18 protein-coding genes are annotated in these 17,466 nt (G+C 65.5%); 11 read left to right on the top strand and 7 right to left on the bottom strand.

Going from position 1 to position 17,466, the window contains the following annotated elements; all coding sequences use genetic code 11:
• The first annotated feature begins 105 nt into the window (after window positions 1-105).
• The 9 genes from QQS14_RS10605 (at window position 106) to QQS14_RS10645 (ending at window position 6,313) form a co-directional block, all read left to right on the top strand.
• A complete protein-coding gene (locus QQS14_RS10605) occupies window positions 106-834 on the top strand; it encodes a 4Fe-4S dicluster domain-containing protein (protein WP_285906968.1) in 729 nt (242 codons plus the stop codon).
• On the top strand, window positions 831-1,964 hold the full coding sequence (gene nrfD / locus QQS14_RS10610) for an NrfD/PsrC family molybdoenzyme membrane anchor subunit (RefSeq protein WP_285906969.1): 1,134 nt from the start codon (window positions 831-833) through the stop codon (window positions 1,962-1,964). The genes QQS14_RS10605 and nrfD overlap by 4 nt, the downstream gene beginning before the upstream one ends.
• Before the next feature lie 99 nt (window positions 1,965-2,063).
• On the top strand, window positions 2,064-2,705 hold the full coding sequence (locus QQS14_RS10615) for a TorD/DmsD family molecular chaperone (protein ID WP_285906970.1): 642 nt from the start codon (window positions 2,064-2,066) through the stop codon (window positions 2,703-2,705).
• A 105-nt stretch (window positions 2,706-2,810) separates the two neighbouring features.
• Window positions 2,811-3,113, top strand: a complete 303-nt coding sequence (locus QQS14_RS10620; protein ID WP_285906971.1) for an ArsR/SmtB family transcription factor — start codon at window positions 2,811-2,813, stop codon at window positions 3,111-3,113.
• Between the two features lie 58 nt (window positions 3,114-3,171).
• A complete protein-coding gene (locus QQS14_RS10625; protein WP_285906972.1) occupies window positions 3,172-4,473 on the top strand; it encodes a permease in 1,302 nt (433 codons plus the stop codon).
• Window positions 4,474-4,483: 10 nt separating this feature from the next.
• Window positions 4,484-4,717, top strand: a complete 234-nt coding sequence (locus QQS14_RS10630) for a thioredoxin family protein (protein WP_285906973.1) — start codon at window positions 4,484-4,486, stop codon at window positions 4,715-4,717.
• A gap of 21 nt (window positions 4,718-4,738) precedes the next feature.
• Complete coding sequence (locus QQS14_RS10635) at window positions 4,739-5,107, top strand: putative zinc-binding protein (protein ID WP_285906974.1); 369 nt, start codon at window positions 4,739-4,741, stop codon at window positions 5,105-5,107.
• Between the two features lie 6 nt (window positions 5,108-5,113).
• A complete protein-coding gene (locus QQS14_RS10640) occupies window positions 5,114-5,608 on the top strand; it encodes a thioredoxin family protein (protein ID WP_345782796.1) in 495 nt (164 codons plus the stop codon).
• 3 nt (window positions 5,609-5,611) lie between these two features.
• A complete protein-coding gene (locus QQS14_RS10645; RefSeq protein ID WP_285906975.1) occupies window positions 5,612-6,313 on the top strand; it encodes a cytochrome c biogenesis CcdA family protein in 702 nt (233 codons plus the stop codon).
• A 217-nt stretch (window positions 6,314-6,530) separates the two neighbouring features.
• On the opposite strand, the gene QQS14_RS10650 is transcribed toward QQS14_RS10645, so the two are convergent.
• Window positions 6,531-9,212, bottom strand: a complete 2,682-nt coding sequence (locus tag QQS14_RS10650) for a S8 family serine peptidase (protein ID WP_285906976.1) — start codon at window positions 9,210-9,212, stop codon at window positions 6,531-6,533.
• 256 nt (window positions 9,213-9,468) lie between these two features.
• Between QQS14_RS10650 and era the strand changes: the two genes are divergently transcribed.
• Window positions 9,469-10,377 carry a GTPase Era gene (gene era, locus QQS14_RS10655; protein WP_285906977.1) on the top strand — a complete coding sequence of 303 codons (909 nt, stop codon included), beginning with the start codon at window positions 9,469-9,471 and terminating at the stop codon, window positions 10,375-10,377.
• Window positions 10,378-10,406: 29 nt separating this feature from the next.
• On the opposite strand, the gene QQS14_RS10660 is transcribed toward era, so the two are convergent.
• Window positions 10,407-10,706, bottom strand: coding sequence for a metal-sensitive transcriptional regulator (locus QQS14_RS10660; protein ID WP_285906979.1), 300 nt, complete (start codon window positions 10,704-10,706; stop codon window positions 10,407-10,409).
• A gap of 142 nt (window positions 10,707-10,848) precedes the next feature.
• Here QQS14_RS10660 and QQS14_RS10665 point away from each other — a divergent pair, with 142 nt between their 5' ends.
• On the top strand, window positions 10,849-11,505 hold the full coding sequence (locus tag QQS14_RS10665; RefSeq protein WP_285906980.1) for a TorD/DmsD family molecular chaperone: 657 nt from the start codon (window positions 10,849-10,851) through the stop codon (window positions 11,503-11,505).
• Here the strand turns inward: QQS14_RS10665 and QQS14_RS10670 are convergent.
• The 5 genes from QQS14_RS10670 to QQS14_RS10690 form a co-directional block, all read right to left on the bottom strand.
• A complete protein-coding gene (locus tag QQS14_RS10670) occupies window positions 11,502-12,509 on the bottom strand; it encodes a rhodanese-like domain-containing protein (RefSeq protein WP_285906981.1) in 1,008 nt (335 codons plus the stop codon). The genes QQS14_RS10665 and QQS14_RS10670 overlap by 4 nt on opposite strands.
• Window positions 12,510-12,595: 86 nt before the next feature.
• Complete coding sequence (locus tag QQS14_RS10675) at window positions 12,596-13,690, bottom strand: rhodanese-like domain-containing protein (protein ID WP_285906982.1); 1,095 nt, start codon at window positions 13,688-13,690, stop codon at window positions 12,596-12,598.
• Window positions 13,691-13,788: 98 nt separating this feature from the next.
• Complete coding sequence (locus tag QQS14_RS10680) at window positions 13,789-14,505, bottom strand: formate dehydrogenase subunit gamma (protein WP_285906983.1); 717 nt, start codon at window positions 14,503-14,505, stop codon at window positions 13,789-13,791.
• Window positions 14,498-15,262 carry a 4Fe-4S dicluster domain-containing protein gene (locus QQS14_RS10685; protein WP_285907019.1) on the bottom strand — a complete coding sequence of 255 codons (765 nt, stop codon included), beginning with the start codon at window positions 15,260-15,262 and terminating at the stop codon, window positions 14,498-14,500. Before QQS14_RS10685 ends, QQS14_RS10680 begins: the two co-directional genes overlap by 8 nt.
• Window positions 15,262-17,460 (bottom strand): molybdopterin-containing oxidoreductase family protein, encoded by a 2,199-nt coding sequence (locus tag QQS14_RS10690; protein WP_285906985.1) that lies wholly within the window; start codon window positions 17,458-17,460, stop codon window positions 15,262-15,264. Before QQS14_RS10690 ends, QQS14_RS10685 begins: the two co-directional genes overlap by 1 nt.
• Window positions 17,461-17,466 lie beyond the last annotated feature (6 nt).

Genomic DNA, 17,466 nt, shown 5'->3' on the forward strand with positions numbered 1-17,466 from the left:
CAAACAACTACATCATTCCCGCCGACTACGACCGGCTCAGCGGCTCGTCGGCATTCTACGGCGTCACGCGGGTCCGCGTGGACAAGGTCTAGGGAGGATACGCGCATGACAAAATGGGCCATGGTCATAGACCAGCAAAAGTGCGTGGGCTGCGGTGCCTGCATCATAGCCTGCAAGAACGAGAACAACCTGAGCGAGGGCGTCAACTGGTCGTACAAGCTGACCGAGACGGTGGGGGTCTTCCCCCACGTGCGCTACCACTACACGCCGACCCTGTGCAATCACTGCGAAAACGCGCCCTGCGTGCGCGGCTGTCCCACCAGGGCCATGTACAAGCTCGACAACGGCATCACCATGCATGATCCGAAGAAGTGCATCGGCTGCCGCTACTGCATCGCCAACTGTCCCTACGGCGTCATCTTCTACAACTGGCGCAGACCCAACGAGCAGTGGGAGAACAAGGACGTGCTCATCCCGGGCTGCACCTCCTCGCCCGCCGAGATGGTGGAGAAAACCGGCGGCTCGTGCTCGCCCTATTCCAATCCCGAGCGGGGCACCACCCTGCCCGAGAGCCGCCCCCTGGGCGTGGTGGAGAAGTGCACCTTCTGCGACCACCGGGTGGTGCGCGGGCTGCTGCCCTACTGCGTGGAGGCGTGCCCGGCCGATGCCCGCATCTTCGGCGACCTCGACGACCCGGACAGCACGGTCTCGAAACTCCTTGGCAAGTTCAAGCCCCGGCGGCTGCGTGAACACCTGGGCACCGAGCCGCACGTGTTCTACATCCGCAGCTTCAACCCCGGCAGCTACACCCAGAGCAAGGGAGAGATCTCATGAGCACCAACAAGACCTTCTCCATCGTCTGGACCGCACTGCTGGCCATCGGCCTGATCCTGGGGCTCTTCACCGCAGGCAGGATCGTGACCGGCGGTCTGGGCATCTTCAACACCGACAACACGGTCTTCTGGGGGTTGCCCATGGCGGGCTACCTCTTCTTCGGCCTGACCGCGGCGGGGCTGACCCTGCTTTCGTCCCTGCCCACGGTCTTCGGCCAGAAACACCTCTACCCGGTGGCCAAGCGGGCCGCCATCCTGGCCCTGGCCACCCTGCTGACCGGACTGATGTGCAAGGGGTTGGACCTCGGCCCCTTCAGCACCCTGGTCAACACCCTGGCCCTGGTCTATTCGCCCAACTTCACCTCGCCCATCTGGTGGATGGCGATCCTGTACATGTTCTACTTCGCCTTCGTCACCTTCAAGTTCCTGGCCATGCACCGGGGCAACTGGCATGACCGGGGCGGCGTGGCCACGGCCGTGGGCGCGCTCATGCTCTCGTTCTTCTCCTACCTCTCCCTGTCCGTGGTCTTCGGCACGGTGGAGGCGCGGCTCGGGTTCATGGGCTTCACCATGGGCATCTACTTCCTGGTCACGGCCCTGGCCTCGGGGCTGGCCGCCCTGCTGCTGGCCTCGGTGGCCGGAGCCATGCTGGGCCGAGGCGCCACCGAAACCGAGGCGAGCATCCGAAGCGACCTCTCCAAGTACCTGGGTGTCGCCCTGGGTGCATCCCTGGTGGTCTTCCTGCTGCGCATCCTGCGCGCCTACGCCTCGGACGTGGACCAGATGGCCGGGTTCAAGTACATGACCGGCACCCTGTCCTTCGGTGTCGAACTGTGGGTCGGGCTGTGCATCCCCATCCTCCTGCTGCTGATTCCCACGGTGCGCACGACCCTCGGCGGCCAGTTCGTCGTGGCCCTGATGGCCCTGGTGGGCATGTTCGCGGGCCGCTACGAGCAGCTGCTGTCGGGCAATGTCCAGCCCATGGGCGTGCAGGCCGAGTACATCCACGGCTTCTCCCAGTACTCGCCCAGCCTCTCGGAATGGGGCGTGATCCTGCTGGCCCTGTCCCTCACCCTGACCATCTACACGCTGGGGGTGCGCTACCTGCGCCTCGAGGCCATGCCGGACTGACCCGGCGGCCTGTCCCACGGGTCAGAAATCAGTCACTCTCCTTGCGCGGGGCCGGATCTCCCGGCCCCGCGCCACACCCCGCAGCACGGAGACCCAGCCATGAACCAGACACCCGACCCCCGATGCCTCGCCGCCATGGAGATATTCTCCCTCCTGGCGACATGCTATTCGACCCCGGTCCCGGAACTCCCGAAAAAAATAGCTGACACGCCCGGACGGCTGCTCCCGCTGGGCGAGGACATCGCCGCCCAGGCCCGCCAACTGGCCGAGGCCCTGGAGGGCGAAGACCCCCAGGAATTGCTCAAGGACTATTCACGGCTCTTTGTCGGCCCCTTCGAACTGCTCGCCCCGCCATTCGGCTCGGTCTATCTGGACAAGGGCCGGGTGATGATGGGCGACTCGACCCGGGAAGTGCTGCGCCACTACCGCGAGGCGGGCATGAACATGAGCGACGGGTTCAAAAGCCCGCCCGACCATGTCGTGGCCGAACTGGAATTCCTCGCCCTCCAGGCCTACAGGACCATGGAGGCCGAGACCCGGGGCGATCCCGACAGTGCCCGGGAGCATGCCGACAGGCTGCGGAACTTCTTCGCCGCCCACCCCGGCAGATGGCTCGATCGCTTCGCCTCGGCCGTGGCCCAGGAGGCGCAGACCGGGTTCTACCGCGCCCTTGGCCGGTTCACGGGCCATATCCTGCCACCGCTGCGGGCCGCCATGGCCCCGGACACCTCCCGTCCCTGACACGGCCAGCCCGCTCATGAAATCTGCCTCTTTGCGCAATCAGCCCTTGACAGCGCCCATATTTGGTCATATTGCCAAATAACGAAAACGAAGGAGACGACCCCTGTGCAGCCCATCAGAACAGACACCGCCGAGGATTTCGCCCGCAGGGCGCAGGTGATGAAGGCGCTGGGCCATCCCTCGCGGCTGCGGCTGGTGGACGAGCTGTCGCGCGGCGAGCGGTGCGTCTGCGACCTGACCCAGGTCATCGGCCACGACATGTCCACCGTATCCAAGCACTTGCGCGTGCTGCGCAAGGCGGGAATAGTGGTGGACGACAAACGCGGGCTCCAGGTTTTCTATCGCCTCAAGGTGCCGTGCGTGCTCAACTTCTTCCACTGCGTGGACGCCGTGCTCGACGCCAGGTGATTTTTTTCGGACCGCTATTTGGCTGATTTGGCAAATATCAAATTGTAAGAGGCGTGAAATGACCTGGAAAACCGAATGGAAACCGCTGCTTGTCGTGCTTGGCGTGTTTCTGGCGTTCTTCTACCTCCCCCTTGGGGGAGAGCGCTTTGACAACGCCGTGTTCGAGGCCCTGTACCTGGCCCAGGACTACGCCCGCGAGCATGTGCTGCTCTGCCTTGTGCCCGCCTTCTTCATCGCCGGGGCCATCGGCGTGTTCATCAGCCAGGCCGCGGTCATGAAATACCTGGGCCCCAAGGCCAACAAGGCGGTGGCCTACGGCGTGGCCTCCTGCTCGGGCACCATCCTGGCCGTGTGCTCCTGCACCATCCTGCCGCTCTTCGCAGGCATCTGGCGCATGGGCGCGGGTCTTGGCCCGGCCTCGGCCTTTCTCTACGCGGGTCCGGCCATCAACATCCTGGCCGTGATCCTTACGGCGCGCATCCTGGGACCGGGGCTCGGTCTGGCTCGCGCCATCGGGGCCATCGTCTTCAGCATCGTCATCGGGTTGCTCATGCACTTCATCTTCCGCAAGGAGGAGAAGGAAAAGGCCGCGCAGATGGCGGCCATGCCCGAGGCCGAGGTGGCCCGTCCCCTGTGGCAGAACGCCATCTACTTCGCCACCATGATCGGCGTGCTCGTCTTTGCCAACTGGGGCAAGCCCGGCGAGCCCACCGGCCTGTGGCACGCCATCTATTCGGCCAAGTGGGTCGTCACCTCCCTCTTTTCCCTGGGCTTTGCCGCCTGTCTGGTGGCTTGGTTCCATGTCCGGCTGTGGCAGATGGGTCTGGCCGCCCTGCCCGCCGTGGCCCTGGGCCTGCTCTTCCCGCAGATGCCGCAGCTGGCCTTTGTGGCCGGAATCCTCGGCCTGTCCATGCTGACCTCCACGCGCGGGGGCGAGCTTGGCGAGTGGTTTGACCAGAGCTGGGGATTTGCCAAGCAGATCCTGCCGCTGCTCCTCTTTGGCGTGCTCATCGCGGGCCTGCTGCTGGGCAGGCCCGGCGAGGAAGGGCTGATTCCGTCCGCCTGGGTGGCCCAGGCCGTGGGCGGCAATTCGCTCCTGTCCAACTTCGTGGCATCCTTTGCCGGAGCCTTCATGTACTTCGCCACCCTGACCGAGGTGCCCATCCTCCAGGGTCTCATCGGCAACGGCATGGGCCAGGGACCGGCCCTGGCGCTGCTCCTGGCCGGACCGGCCTTGAGCCTGCCCAACATGCTGGTCATCAGAAGCGTCATGGGCACGCAGAAAACCGTGGTGTTTGTCTTGCTGGTGGTGGTCATGGCCACCATAAGCGGCATGATTTATGGAACCTTTTTCGGATAAGGAGACGACAATGAAGAAGATTCTTGTTCTGGGCCCCGGCTGCCCCAAGTGTGAGAAGCTGAAGAACGACGTGGAGACCGCCGCAAAAGAGTTGGGCATCGAGTACGAGTTGACCAAGATCGGCGACATCAACGAGATGATGAAGTACGGCGTGATGACCACGCCCGCCCTGGTGGTGGACGGCGAGGTCAAGGTGGTCGGCAAGGTGCCGTCCGTGGACGAACTCAAGAAGATGCTTGCCTGACGGGCGATTGGAGACACCGACATGATCAAACCTTGCGCATGCAGTGCGGCCCCGACGCTGATCTTCTCCTGCTCTGGAGCCGCCGACGTGGGCGAGATCGCCGACCGGACGGCCCGGCTGCTGACCCGCCAGGGCCAGGGCAAGATGTCCTGCCTAGCCGGCATCGGCGGCCGGGTATCGGGCACGATCAAGAGCACGGAAGCGGCTGGCCGCATCCTGGCCATTGACGGCTGCCCGCAAAACTGCGCCCGCAAAACGCTGGAGGAGGCCGGGTTCACCCAGTACGATCACCTCCAGCTCGACGAGATCGGCCTGAAGAAAGGCGCGTCCGAGCCCTCGGCCCACACCATCGAACTGGCCGCCGCCAAGGCTGCCGAACTCCTGAAGTAGGCAATGATGAAAAAACCCTTCCTGCTGGCCGGGCTGCTCATTCTGGCCGTGCTCGCCACCGTGGCCGTGCATGTCCTTGATCCCGCCCCGGAGAGCGCCGCGCCCGGCGCAACGCCGCAAGGCATGACCGTTTCGCCCGCCACGGCATCCGACGGCCCGGCCCTGTCCCCGGGCGTGGCCGAGCTGCTCTCGGGCAAGCCCCAGGTCACGCCAGTGCCCGGGCTGGTGACCATGGTGGACATCGGCGCGCACTCCTGCATCCCCTGCAAGATGATGGCCCCGATCCTCAAGGAGGTGGCCGCCGAGCTGGAAGGCCGCGCCGCCATCGTCTTCATCGACGTGTGGCAGTTCAACGACGAGGTGAAGAAGTACGGCATCCGAGTCATCCCCACCCAGATATTCTATGATGCACAGGGCAATGAACGGTATCGCCACGAGGGCTTCATGAGCAAGGCGGACATCGTGGTCAAGCTCGTTGAACTGGGCATGCCCGGGGAGTAGCCGATGGATCAATTCTACCTGCTCATCAACCAGTGGATCGGGAGCGGGCTGGCCCTGGCCGCCCTGGGGTGCTTCCTGTGGGGCGTGGTCAGCGTCCTCTTCTCGCCGTGCCATCTGGCCTCCATCCCGCTCATCGTCGGCTATGTGGGCGGCCAGGAGGAGCCGGTGCAGGGGCGCCGCGCCGTGGGCTACGCCCTGCTCTTCTCCACCGGGCTGTTCATCACCATCGCCCTGGTGGGCATCATCTGCGCCATGCTCGGCCGGATGCTCGGCGACGTGCCGTCGTGGTGGACCATCCTGGTGGGGCTGGTGCTGCTGTGGGTGGCTCTGGACATGCTCGGCGTGGCCCGTTGTTCCATGTCAGGCAGCCTGATGGGGCGGCTGCGGCTGCGGGGGCTTTCCGGCGCGCTGGTGCTGGGGCTGGCTTACGGCGTGCTCTCCGGGTCGTGCACCTTCGGGTTCATCGCCCCCATCCTGGCCATCATCATGGTTCAGGAGCGCGTTGCCTCGGGCATGCTGCTCATTGTCCTGTTTGGCATCGGCCACTGCCTGCCCATCCTGCTGGCCGGAAGCTCCACGGCCTGGGTCAAGCGGGTGCTCGCGAGCAGCGCCTTCGGCAGCGCGGGCCAGCGGTTCCGCCGTCTGGCCGGGGCGACCATCGGCCTTCTGGGCGTCTATTTCATCGCCCTGCCGTTTTTCGACTGATCATCCCCCGCGCCCTTTTCGGACATGCCCATTGCCTGGCCATCGAAAAGGCCAGAACATGCAGACTGTTCTAAAATGGTGAGATGCTAGGCGCGAAAAAGGTTCACAAATCCGCTGTCCTGCGGATTTGTGAACCTTTTTAATAAGTTCTCTGTACGGCTCGAAGACTCGCCTACAGTCACTTAACGACAGCAGATTGCCGTTTTTGAACAGTCTGTTACACGAAGACGATGCTGTCCGCCTGCACCGCGTCGCCCATGACCTGGGCGATCTGCACGGCGGACTCGCTGTTGGTCCCGTCCGCGTAGAACCAGAGGATGGAGGACTCGAAGTAGAAGCAGGCGCTGCTCACGTCGATCAGGGCGGCGGAGGTGAAAAAGTATTCCGCCCCCAGGGTGCCTGTGCCCGACTGCCCGAACTCGGCATAGGCGAAGTGGAAGAGGTCCTCGAAATAGTCGAAGTCCGTGATCAGGTCGCCGCCCTCGTCGGGCGAGCCGTAGTAGAAGGTGTCGTTGCCGGTGCCGCCGGTCAGGGTGTCCGCGCCCTGGCCGCCGCTGATCAGGTCGTTGCCCGCGCCGCCGAAGATGACGTCGTTGCCGCGCCAGCCGAAGAGGACGTTGTTGGCGTCGTTGCCGATGATGGTATCGTTGCCGTCGCCGGTGTGGACGTTCTCAATGATGGTGGTCCCGGAAATGGTCAGGGACGCGCCCGCGATGGTGCTGACCGCGCCGGGGGTGAGGTCGATGTAGCTGTTGCCGGTCACGGCCGAGGCGTTGATGGTGTCCGTGCCCCCGTCGTCGTCCGTGAGGGTGGCCCGCGCCGGGTCGGTGGCCGCCAGCGAGGCGTATTCGTCGGTGAAGATGTAGTAATCGTCATTGGAAGGATTGTCGCCGTACAGGGTCAGGCTCCAGCCGTTGAAGGTGCCGATGTCGCCAAGGACCGTGTCCTTGACCGTCAGCACCCAGTCGCCCAGGCCGAACTCGCCGAACGGGGTCACAGTCATGAAGGACCAGGTGGTGTCGGTTTGGTTGAAGGTGGAGGTCTTGGCGGCCAGGTAATCCGAGGCGGACATCTTCAACTCCGTGGCGATGCCCTCGATGCTCGGATGGTACAGGAGCACGCTGTATGTACCGTCTGGCGAGGTCAGGGTGATTTCGAGGTCGTCGAAGCGGGGGTGGGTGATGTCCACGGTGACCACGGCCTGCTGCACGATGATGTCCGAGCCGATGGTGATGGTGGAGGTCGCACCCGTGGTCGAGCCGTCGGGGATGGCCTGGAGCGGGGCCTGGGAGCCGGTGCGCGTCTGCTGATTGGCGTGGGTCCGGGCGGTCTGGTCCCAGGACTCGGCCAGGCGCACTGCCGCCGTGGCGTCCACCAGCCCGAAGCCGTAGTCGTGGCTGGCGTGCATGCCGCCGCCGTTCCAGTTTTCCGCGCCGTTGATCTGCCAGTCCCAGGGTTTGCCGTCGGCCGAGGTCATGCCTGAGGTGCGCACGGCCGTGGCCGCCAGGATGGTCTGCACGTCGCGGTAGCCCAGGCCCGGGTTGGCCTCAAGCATCAGGGCCACCACGCCGCTGACCATGGGCGAGGAGTAGGACGTGCCGCTGCCCGAGTGGAAATAGGAGTTGGGGTCATCCCCGGCCGGGGGCGTTCTGTCCGTGGTCAGCACGTCATGACCCGGGGCCGTGACCAGCAGGTTGGGCCCGGCGCAGCTGAAATCGGCATAACTGCCATCCCTGTTCACCGCACCCACGGAGAAGGCAAAGGGCGAATTGTTGGTGTTGTAGTAGGTGGACATGATCTCCAGCTCGCGCTCGTTGGAGCCTGCAAAAACCACCACCGTGCCCAGCCCGCCGCGTCCGCTCTGGGCCAGGGTCTCCACGGAATCCAGGACCGTGGTGGGATTGACAAAGGGAGACAGGGTCCAGCTGTTCTGGGAAATGTCAAAGGTGGTTTGGCGCAGCAGGACAGGCGCCAGCGCGCCTTCCACGTCACCATCCACGAAGGAGGCGATCTTTGCATCGTAGGCCACGCCCTGGATGCCGTACCCGTTCTTGGCCGCGGCGATGAAACCGGCCACGGCCGTGCCGTGGTTCTGGCCTTCGGCCGGGTAGCCGTCGGTCCCGTCACTTTCGTTGTAGCCCTCGCCCACCAGATAGTTGGGCGCCAGGTCGGGATGGTTGTAGTCCACGCCGTCGTCGCACACGGCAATGCGGATGCCCTTGCCGGTGTAGTCCTCCCACGCCTTGACCACGTTGAGGTCCACCCCGCCGGTGGTGTTCTTGATATACCACTGCTGGGACACGAGGGGGTCGAAAGAATCGACCACCGGCACGTCTGCCGGTTTGTCCTCGATGTTCCGCTCCTCGTTGACCACGCCAACCTGCCCGGAGCCCGGGGGCGGCCCAAAGGAGCCGAAGGGCACCGGCGGCGAATAGGCGATGTCAAGCAGCAGGCCGGGATCGGGAAGACCGGGCGAGCCGCCGGAAGGCCCGCCAAAGGGGCCGCCAAACGGTGTGCCAAACTGTCCGCCTTCGCCCATTCCGCCGCCAAGACCTCCGTCCGCCAGAGGGCCGGTGGGCCACAGCAGCGACGACCCGCCGCCAAGGCCGCCCGGGCCGAAGCCTCCGGAAAAATCATCCTCGGTGTCGGCCCCGTCGCCGCTGTCCCCATCCTGATTCAAGCCGCCGAACACACCCTCGCCGGAACCGTCGTCACCATCGGGATCGCCGAAATCGGCATCGTCAGGGTCCACAAAGGGGGTCGGCGGCATGCCGCCCGGTCCGGGCTGGGGCTGCGGGGAAAGCTGCGCCACCATCTCGCGGGGAGTGGGGCTGGGGCTTGCGATGGGGTTCGAAGCGCCGAAAATCTGCGGGGCGGTCAGTTTGTTCTGATCGGGCATCGGTGGCGCACCTGCGGCTTGGGTTTGGGTAATCTCAATGGAAGCTTACCCATAAGGCATGGCAGCCGTAAATACAAGCCGTGAATATCCGCGAGATGGTGAAATCGCCGGGTCGCGGACAACATTGCCTGTTGCCGGGGACGGCCCGGGTTGCTAGAGAAGGGCCAGCGCGGGCACGAGCCCGCAACCGGCTTCCCGCGCACGCGCCGGGGAGCGCGCAACACCCGGTCGGGCACGGCCCGGCACCGGAGGAACCATGCACAAATTCGGAACAGTGGCCCTGATCGGTCCGCCCAACGCGGGCAAGAGCACCCTGATGAACCACTATTTAGGGCAGAAGGTGGCCATTGTCTCGCCCAGGCCCCAGACCACGCGCAACCGCATCAGCGGCATCCTGTCCACGGACGAGGCCCAGGTGGTGTTTCTCGACACCCCGGGCATCCACCAGCTGCGCGGCAAGATGAACCGCTTTCTGCTGGAGGCGGCCTGGAGCGCCCTGGCCGGGGCCGACGTGGTGGTGGTGCTCATCGACGCGGCCCTGTACTCGAGCAAGCCGCACATGATGGACAAGGAGCTCAAGCCCCTGGTCAAACCCGTGGCCGAAACAGGCAGGCCGGTGCTGGTGGCGATCAACAAGATCGACCGGGTCAAGGACAAGGCGGCCCTGCTGCCGCTTCTGGCCCGGACGGGCGAGCTGTGGCCCGAGGCGGAATTCATCCCGATCTCGGCCCTCAGGGGCCAGGGTGCGGATGTGCTGCTCAAGCGGGTGCTCGATTTCATCCCCGAAGGCCCGGCCATGTTCCCGGAAGACCAGCTCTCCACCGCCCCGGTGCGCTTCATGGCCGCCGAGATCATCAGGGAAAAGCTCTTCTACCAGCTGCGCCAGGAGCTGCCCTACACCACGGCCGTGGAGATCGAGGCCTGGGACGAGACCGCCCGCGAAGGCATGACCGTGATCAACGCGGTCATCTACACGGCCCAGAAGAGCCACAAGGGCATGATCATCGGCAAGCAGGGCGCGAGCCTCAAGAGGATCGGGTCCGAGGCGCGCCTTGAGATCGCCGAGCTGCTGGGCACCAAGGTCCACCTCGAGCTGTGGGTCAAGGTGCGCGACGGCTGGACCGAGGACCCCGGATTCCTGCGCGCCATGGGCCTTGGCGAGTAGCAGGCTGTTGAAAAACGGCCAGAGAGGGATTAGCCGTCCAGGAATCCTGTCAGCACCTTGATGAACTTTTCGAGGGCCTCGTGGTCTTCCCGGCCCTGCTGGGCGTCGCTGACCGTGTCGGTGTAGCAGCGCAGCATGTAACGCTTGAGGATGAGCTTGTTGGCGGACTGAAGGGCCGAGCGCACGGCGCGCACCTGGACCAAAATGTCCTCGCACTCCTTGCCCTCCTCGATCATGCGCTGGATGCCGCGCACCTGCCCCTCGATGCGCTTCATGCGCGAAAGGACGTTCTGCTTGAGTTTTTCCTGTTCCTGCTCGTTCGCGTTCATGGCTCGCTCCTTGTCCGATGCTCTCGCCCCGGCCTGTGCGGGGCGGTTCGTTTCGTGGTCAGGCCGGTCCCCGCATTGCCGGGGCGGCGAAAATACCGTACGCTCGCAGGGTATCTACGCTTGCGCGTAAGGAGGAGCGTCCGTGGCCGGTTTCGCCATCACCAACCATACCGACAGAGTCTTTCTACTCAACGCCTTGGAGCTGCTTGCAACCGTGTTCCGCGGTCCTGACAGGGACGGCTGGCAGGGGGTTTTCGACACCGGACTGCCCGAGCTGATGGCCCAGGCCCCGTCGCGGTTCGGGCACCTTACCGACATCCTTGGAGGTCTGCAAGCGGCCCGGCCCGCCGACCTCGACGAGCTGGAGAGCGAATACGTGCGCCTTTTCATCGCGGCCGGGGGCGGGGTGGCCGCGCCCCTCTACGAGTCGTGCCACACGGGCACCACACCCCGGGTCATGGGCGAGAGCGCCCTGGCCATGAGCCGCCGTCTGGCCGAGGCCGGGCTGGAACCGGCCGGGCAGGCCAACGAGCCGCCCGACCACCTGGCAACGGAGATCGAATACCTCTACCACCTGCTGGCCACGGGCTGGACCCGCGACGATCCCGAGGCCGAGGCCCTGGGCCTCGCCTTTGCCCGCGAGGTCATGCGCCCGTGGACCGGCCGGTTTACTGCGGCCCTGGACGCGGGCAGTCCGCACCCGGTCTACGCCGGGACGGCCAGCCTGCTCTGCGCCCTGCTCGACGCCTTGACCGACGCGTCGTTCAAGGCGCAACCCAGTGCGACAGGCCACGCCTAGTCCGTGCCTTCGGCGCGGATGACCGCGCTGCGAATGGCGGCCAGAAACGCCTCGTCCGGCTCGAAGTAGCCCCGCTTGACCAGCTCGATGTTCCAGGTGCCATCACCCCTGGCCCGCAGCAGGTAGGCCAGGGGCACCTGGGCCTGCCCCAGGCAGCTGAATATCTCGCCGTGCCGGTCCGCGAAGAGCGGATAGGGCACCTCGTGACGCCGCCTGAACTTCACCACAGCAAGGTTGCTGTCATAGATGAAGATGCCGATGATCTTGAGCCTGCCAGCCAGCACCGGGTCCGCCTCCACCAGCCTGAAGAAGTCACCGAGCCTGTGTGTCTCGCGCACGCACTCGGGGCAACTGGTGTTGGAGAGTTGGATGAGGGCGAACCGGGCGCTCAGATCGGCCAGCGAGAGCCACTTGGTGTCGGGCGGCAGACCGAGGTATTCGCGGTCGCCCTCGCCACTGAGCAGGGCCAGCCGACAGTCCGGGAAGGAGTCGCCAGGGGCCAGGGCGCGCTGCTCGGGCACGATTCCTTCCACCAACTCGGCATGAGCCTCCTTCCACTCGAAAAGTCCGCCCGGATACCTGTACACCGCCACATATCCCATACGCACTGCCCAGCGCGCCGCGATGCCGCTGCGCACGCACCGGAAATTGCGGCAGTAGAGGACCACGGGCCGTGTCTTGTCTTCGCCCACCAGGGCCTCGAAGGCGGCCCGCTTGGCCGGGCCAGGATCGCCCCGGTCGCCCAAGTCGAACTCCAGGTTCACGGCCCCGGTCACATGCCCGGCCTCGTATTCGTAGTCGGCCCGCACGTCGATGACCAGGGGCGACCGCTCGGCGCGAAGCATCTGAAGCAGCCCGGCCGTGTCCACCAGCCGGTAGCCGTCGCGCGCGGCCTCCTCCCGGGCCATGGCCCACCAGGAGTCGCCCGTATCGGCCAGCGCCCGGAGCGGAAAAAGGAGCAGGGCGAGAAGCAGCACGGTCAGGAAAGATTCCGATCTGGACATGCGCGCTCCTCGCCCCTGGGGGGCGCGGGACCGGAAGGATGGAGGTGACGGTTTGCCCTCCCGGTCCCGCTGGGTGTGGCTGATGGCTACTTGTTGGGGGAGATCTCGTAGCTGTTGTTGTCGCCGAACTTGATGGTGGCCTCAAGGTAGTAGACGTCCGCCACCTCGGGCCGCAGGTCCTTGAACAGGTAGAAGGCCTCGCCCGAGCGCGCGCCGGTGGCGCAGACAAAGACGATGGGCTTGTCCACGGCCATGGTCGCGGCCTGCCGCTCCACCATGTCCACGGTCATGTTCACAGAGCCGGGGATGTGACCCCCATTGAACTCGGCCACGTCGCGCACGTCGATGAGGTACACGGAGTCGGGCCGCTCCTTGAGGATGGTCTCGAACTGGGCGGTGTCGATGGCACCCTCGACCTCGCCCGCCTTGACGGCCACGCCGCCAGCCGCGCCGTAAAGCTCCTTCCAGGCCGGGTAGCCGGCCTCGGCCACCATGACCGTCTTGTAGCCCAGGGCGCGGGCCTTGATGGCCGACTTGTGGGAGAGGACGCAATCAAAGCCGCCGCAGTAGTAAATCAGGGAGACCTCGTCCTTGCCCACGGGCAGCATGCCTCGCTTGTCAGCGAACTCGCGCTCCGGGATGGAGATGGCCGAAGGGATGGCCCCTTCCAGGAAGAGCTTGGCCGGGCGGGCGTCCACCAGCATGTACTTCTCGCCCTTGGTCATCATCTCCATGACCACTTCCACGCCGATGGAGTGATAGGAGGCCTTCTTCTTCCAGTCCGGATATCCGGCGGCGTAGACATGGACATTGGTGTAGCCCAAGGCTTCGGCCATGAAGGCCGCCTTGTGCGAGAGCGGGCAGTCGAACCCGCCGCAGTAGAAGATGAGGACGGCCGCCTTGTTGGCTGGCAACTGGTCGGTCATCTTCTCGAACTGGCTGGTGGGGATGGACACCGCCGTGGGGATGTATCCGGCCACGAAGGTGGGCTTGTAGGGCCGCGAGTCGATGATCATCGCGTCCTTGGGCTTGGGCATGACCGCGTACTTGGCCACAAAGCTGTAATCCACGATGGAATGGAATTCCTTGAACTGGGGCTTGGCGCCCTCCTGGGCCAGAACCGGGCTCGCCATCAAGGCAAAAGCCAGAAACATGGCCATCCAGATGCGTGTCGTTTGCATGATGCATTCCCTCTTGTTGCTGTGTGTCGTTTGCCCTGCCTGCCAGCCCCTCGCTGTCGGGCGGGGCGTTTCCTTCCCTCGTATCCGTACCGGCGGCGTCACTCGCCGTCGGTGGTGATCTTGTTCCACCACAGCCGGTGGTGGTGTCTGGCGTAGCCGTCGGGCACCACGCCGGTGAACATGGACTTGAATCCGGGCCGCTCCTCGGGCGAGATGGCCGCCATGTAGATGTGGACCAGCAGCCCGGCAAAGACGAGGCCCACGGCGATGAAGTGCAGGGTCACGGACCAGCCCACCAGCCCCGATGCACCGGAACCCAGAGCACGGTCGGACAGGAGCATGATCAGCCCGGTCACGGCGATGACCACGCCGCCCACCACGCTGGCCTGGGCAAAGGCCTTCTGGCCCATGTTGTAGTATCCCTGGTCGGGCAGTTCCGGGTCCATGCCCACGGCCTTGAGCGCCCGGGGGCCGAGGGTCATCAGGACCATCTTCCTGACCAGCCAGGCCATGTCGCGGGCCGGACTGACCGAGAAGACCTCGCCCAGAAAGAACCGGGCACCCTTGAAGTTGACGATCAGGTAGAGGACAAAGCCGAGTATCCAGACCACGCCGATGACCTCGTGGATGATCAGCAGGTTGGCCCCGCCGCCCACCAGGGCGCGCATGGCCTCGGGATAGCCCGAGCCGAACGGGTCGATGGCCGGGTTCTGGATCAGCCCCACCCCGGTGAGCAGGAGCAGCAGCCAGCAGGCCGCGTTGAACCAGTGGATGAAGATGTCGGAGCGGTCGTGTCGCTTGTGCACTCTAGGCATCGGTATTCTCCTTGTCGCCGGACGGACCGGAGCCGGAGTGACTGTCGCCGGACCCGGCCAGCAGCTGGCGGCCGAGCATGACCAGCACGCCGAGGCCGGACAGGGCAACGATGCCCTTGATCAGCGGGGCCGACTGCTTCAGGGCCACCATGGAGGCCGGGATGACGGCCTCGCCCGCCCAGTGCTCCGGGCCGGGGTCGCCGAGGTAGAACATGTTGGGCTTGGTGTCAGTGGCCGCCACCACCCGGGCGAGGCGCTCCTTGTTGGCCAGATAGAGCCGCCCGGCCTCGCTCTGCGGGTCGTTGATGTCGCCGAACACGCGGGCCTTGGTCGGGCAGGTGTCCACACAGGCGGGGTCGAGCCCGGCCGAGCGGCGCTCGGGGCAGTAGTTGCACTTGTCCGCCTTGCGCTTCTCCGCGTTGCGGAAGCGGGCGTGGTAGGGACAGGCCGGGAGGCAGTTGCCGCAGCCGATGCACAGCCCCTCGTCAATGACCACCTCGCCTGTTTCGGCGTCCTTGTAGGTGGCCCCGGTGGGGCAGGCGGCCACGCAGGTGGGGTTATCGCAGTGCATGCACGCCCCGGGCTGGAAGCGGGCCTTGCGGTTGCTGGCACCGGGCCTGGGCGGGCTGTCGTCGAGCTTGATCCAGTTGCGCCACTGGCCCTCGGGCGTGTGGTTGGCCACCTTGCAGGCGGCCACGCAGGCCTTGCAGTCCATGCACTTGGCCGAATCGATGACCATTGCCAGTTGCCGTGCCATCATGCCACCTTCCTTGTTACGGTCACGAATGTCAGGTGCAGGGCCGCGTTGCCGGTGACGGTGTCGTAGCCGCCGTCGAGGATCTCGGCGATGCTCGCGCCGTTGCCGTGGGCCAGCCGCTGCTGGGTGGACAGGGTGTTGAATCCGGTCAGCATGTAGACCGTGTCCTCGCGGATCTTGTCCGTGACCTCGGCCCTGATGGCCTGGCGGCCCACCGCGCTCGATACCTCCACCAGATCGCCGTCCGCTATGCCCAGCTTCCCGGCCGGGCCGGGGTTGAGCCACAGGGTGTTGGTGGGCACGAACTCGTGCAACAGGGTATTGTTGGTGGTGGACCCCTGGGTGACCAGGGCGTTGCGCCCCACCACCAGCCGGAACTGGTTCGCAGGCGGCTGGACGGGCGGGGTGTAGACCGGCAGCGGATCGATGCCCATCTGCTCGTAGCGCTGGTTGTACAGCTCCACCTTCTGGGACAGGGTCTTGTAGACCAGCCCGTCGTAGATGCCGTAGACCTTGCTCGGATTGTAGTAGACGCCGTCGCGATCCATGATCCCGTCGGCTCCGGGCAGGTCGGCCAGCTGCTTCTCGCGGAACTGCTCGATGGTGAAGTCGAAATACTCGCCAAGGTCCAGGCGGCCCGCGATGCCCTTGACGATGTCGAAAAGGGGCCTGGATTCGTAGAGCGGCTCGATGACCGGATCGCGCTTGACCACGCAGGCGCAGGCGGACGAGCCCTGGAGGCCCGAGCAGGGGTCGATGCGCTCCAGATAGCTCTGGGAGGGCAGGACCAGGTCGGCATACCAGGCCGTGTCGGACATGGCGATGTCCACCACGGTGACAAAGTCCATCTTGTGCATCATCTCGATGGTCTTGGCGCGGTTGGGCGCGGTGGCCATGGGGTTGGTCTTGTACACGAACCAGCCCCGGATGGGATACGGGTCGTCGGCCAGGATCGAGTCGCGGGTGACCATGAAGCTGCCCTCGTGCTCGAACATCATGGGCACCTTGCCCGCGTCGATGCGGTCGTCGTGGTTGTCGTCGTACCAGGGGGCGTCGTAGGGCACGCCCTTGAGGCCCACGGCCCTGGCTCCCAGCAGGCCGCCGGGGCGGTCCCAGTTGCCGAGCAGGCCGTTGACGATGGCAAAGGAGCGGCGAATCTGGGTGGAATCCTCATAGTCCGAGCTGCGGCGGCCGGGATAGACCATGGAGGCCGGGGCGGCCGCGGCCAGCTCCCGGGCAATGCGGGCGATATCCTCGGCCGGGATGCCGCACTGCTCGGCGGCGAAGCCCGGGGTATAGGGCTTCACATGCTCGCGCAGCTGCTCCATGCCGTAGGTCTTCTCCTCGATCCACTGCGGGTCGTAGAGGCCCTCGCCGACGATGACGTGGGCCAGGGCGAGCATGAAGGCCATGTCCGTGCCCGGCCTGATGGGATACCACTCGTCGGACAGGGCCGCGGTCTTGGTATAGCGCGGGTCCAGGGTGACGAGCTTGCAGCCGTGCTCGCGCATGGCGGTCATCAGGTCCATGGAGTCCGGGGTGACCAAGGCTTCGAAGCGGTTGGCCCCGACCATGATCACGTACTTGGAGTGGAGCACGTCGGCAAAGGGCACCTCGCCAAAAGTGTCGAGGAAGGCGCGGCTGCCCGAGACCAGACACAGGGACTCATGCGAGGTGAGATTGAAGGAGCCGTATGCCTCGGCCAGCCGCTCCACGAACAGGGACTGCATGTCGGTCCCGGCCGTGAAGAGGTGGCCGCAGGGCAGGTACTTTTCCCGCACCTCGTCCATCTTCTGCGCGGCCATGTCCAGGGCCTCGTCCCAGGGAATGCGCTGCCACTTGCCCTCGCCGCGCCCGCCCTTGCGCAGCAGGGGGTGCTTGAGCCGGTCCGGGTCGTAGACGTGGCTGATGCCCGCGTTGCCGCGCGCGCAGAGCATGCCGCGCGACTTGACGAACTTGGGGTTGGGGTCGAGCTTGGTCACCACCCCGTTTTCCACGCGGGCGATGAGGCCGCACTTGTTGAAGCACATGTCGCAGACTCCGAACCTGGAGTCCCAGGCCGGGGTCATGGTCTCTGTGGCGGCCTGGGCCGTGCGCAGACCGCCCAAGAGAGCCGGGCCGCCCAGCGCGCCCGCCGCCAACAGGCCGGATGCCTTGAAGAACTCGCGACGCGAAAGGGTGCGAGAGGTTTGCGCCATCAATGA

It is taken from the genome of Pseudodesulfovibrio pelocollis, assembly GCF_030282845.1.
GTDB lineage: Bacteria > Desulfobacterota > Desulfovibrionia > Desulfovibrionales > Desulfovibrionaceae > Pseudodesulfovibrio > Pseudodesulfovibrio pelocollis.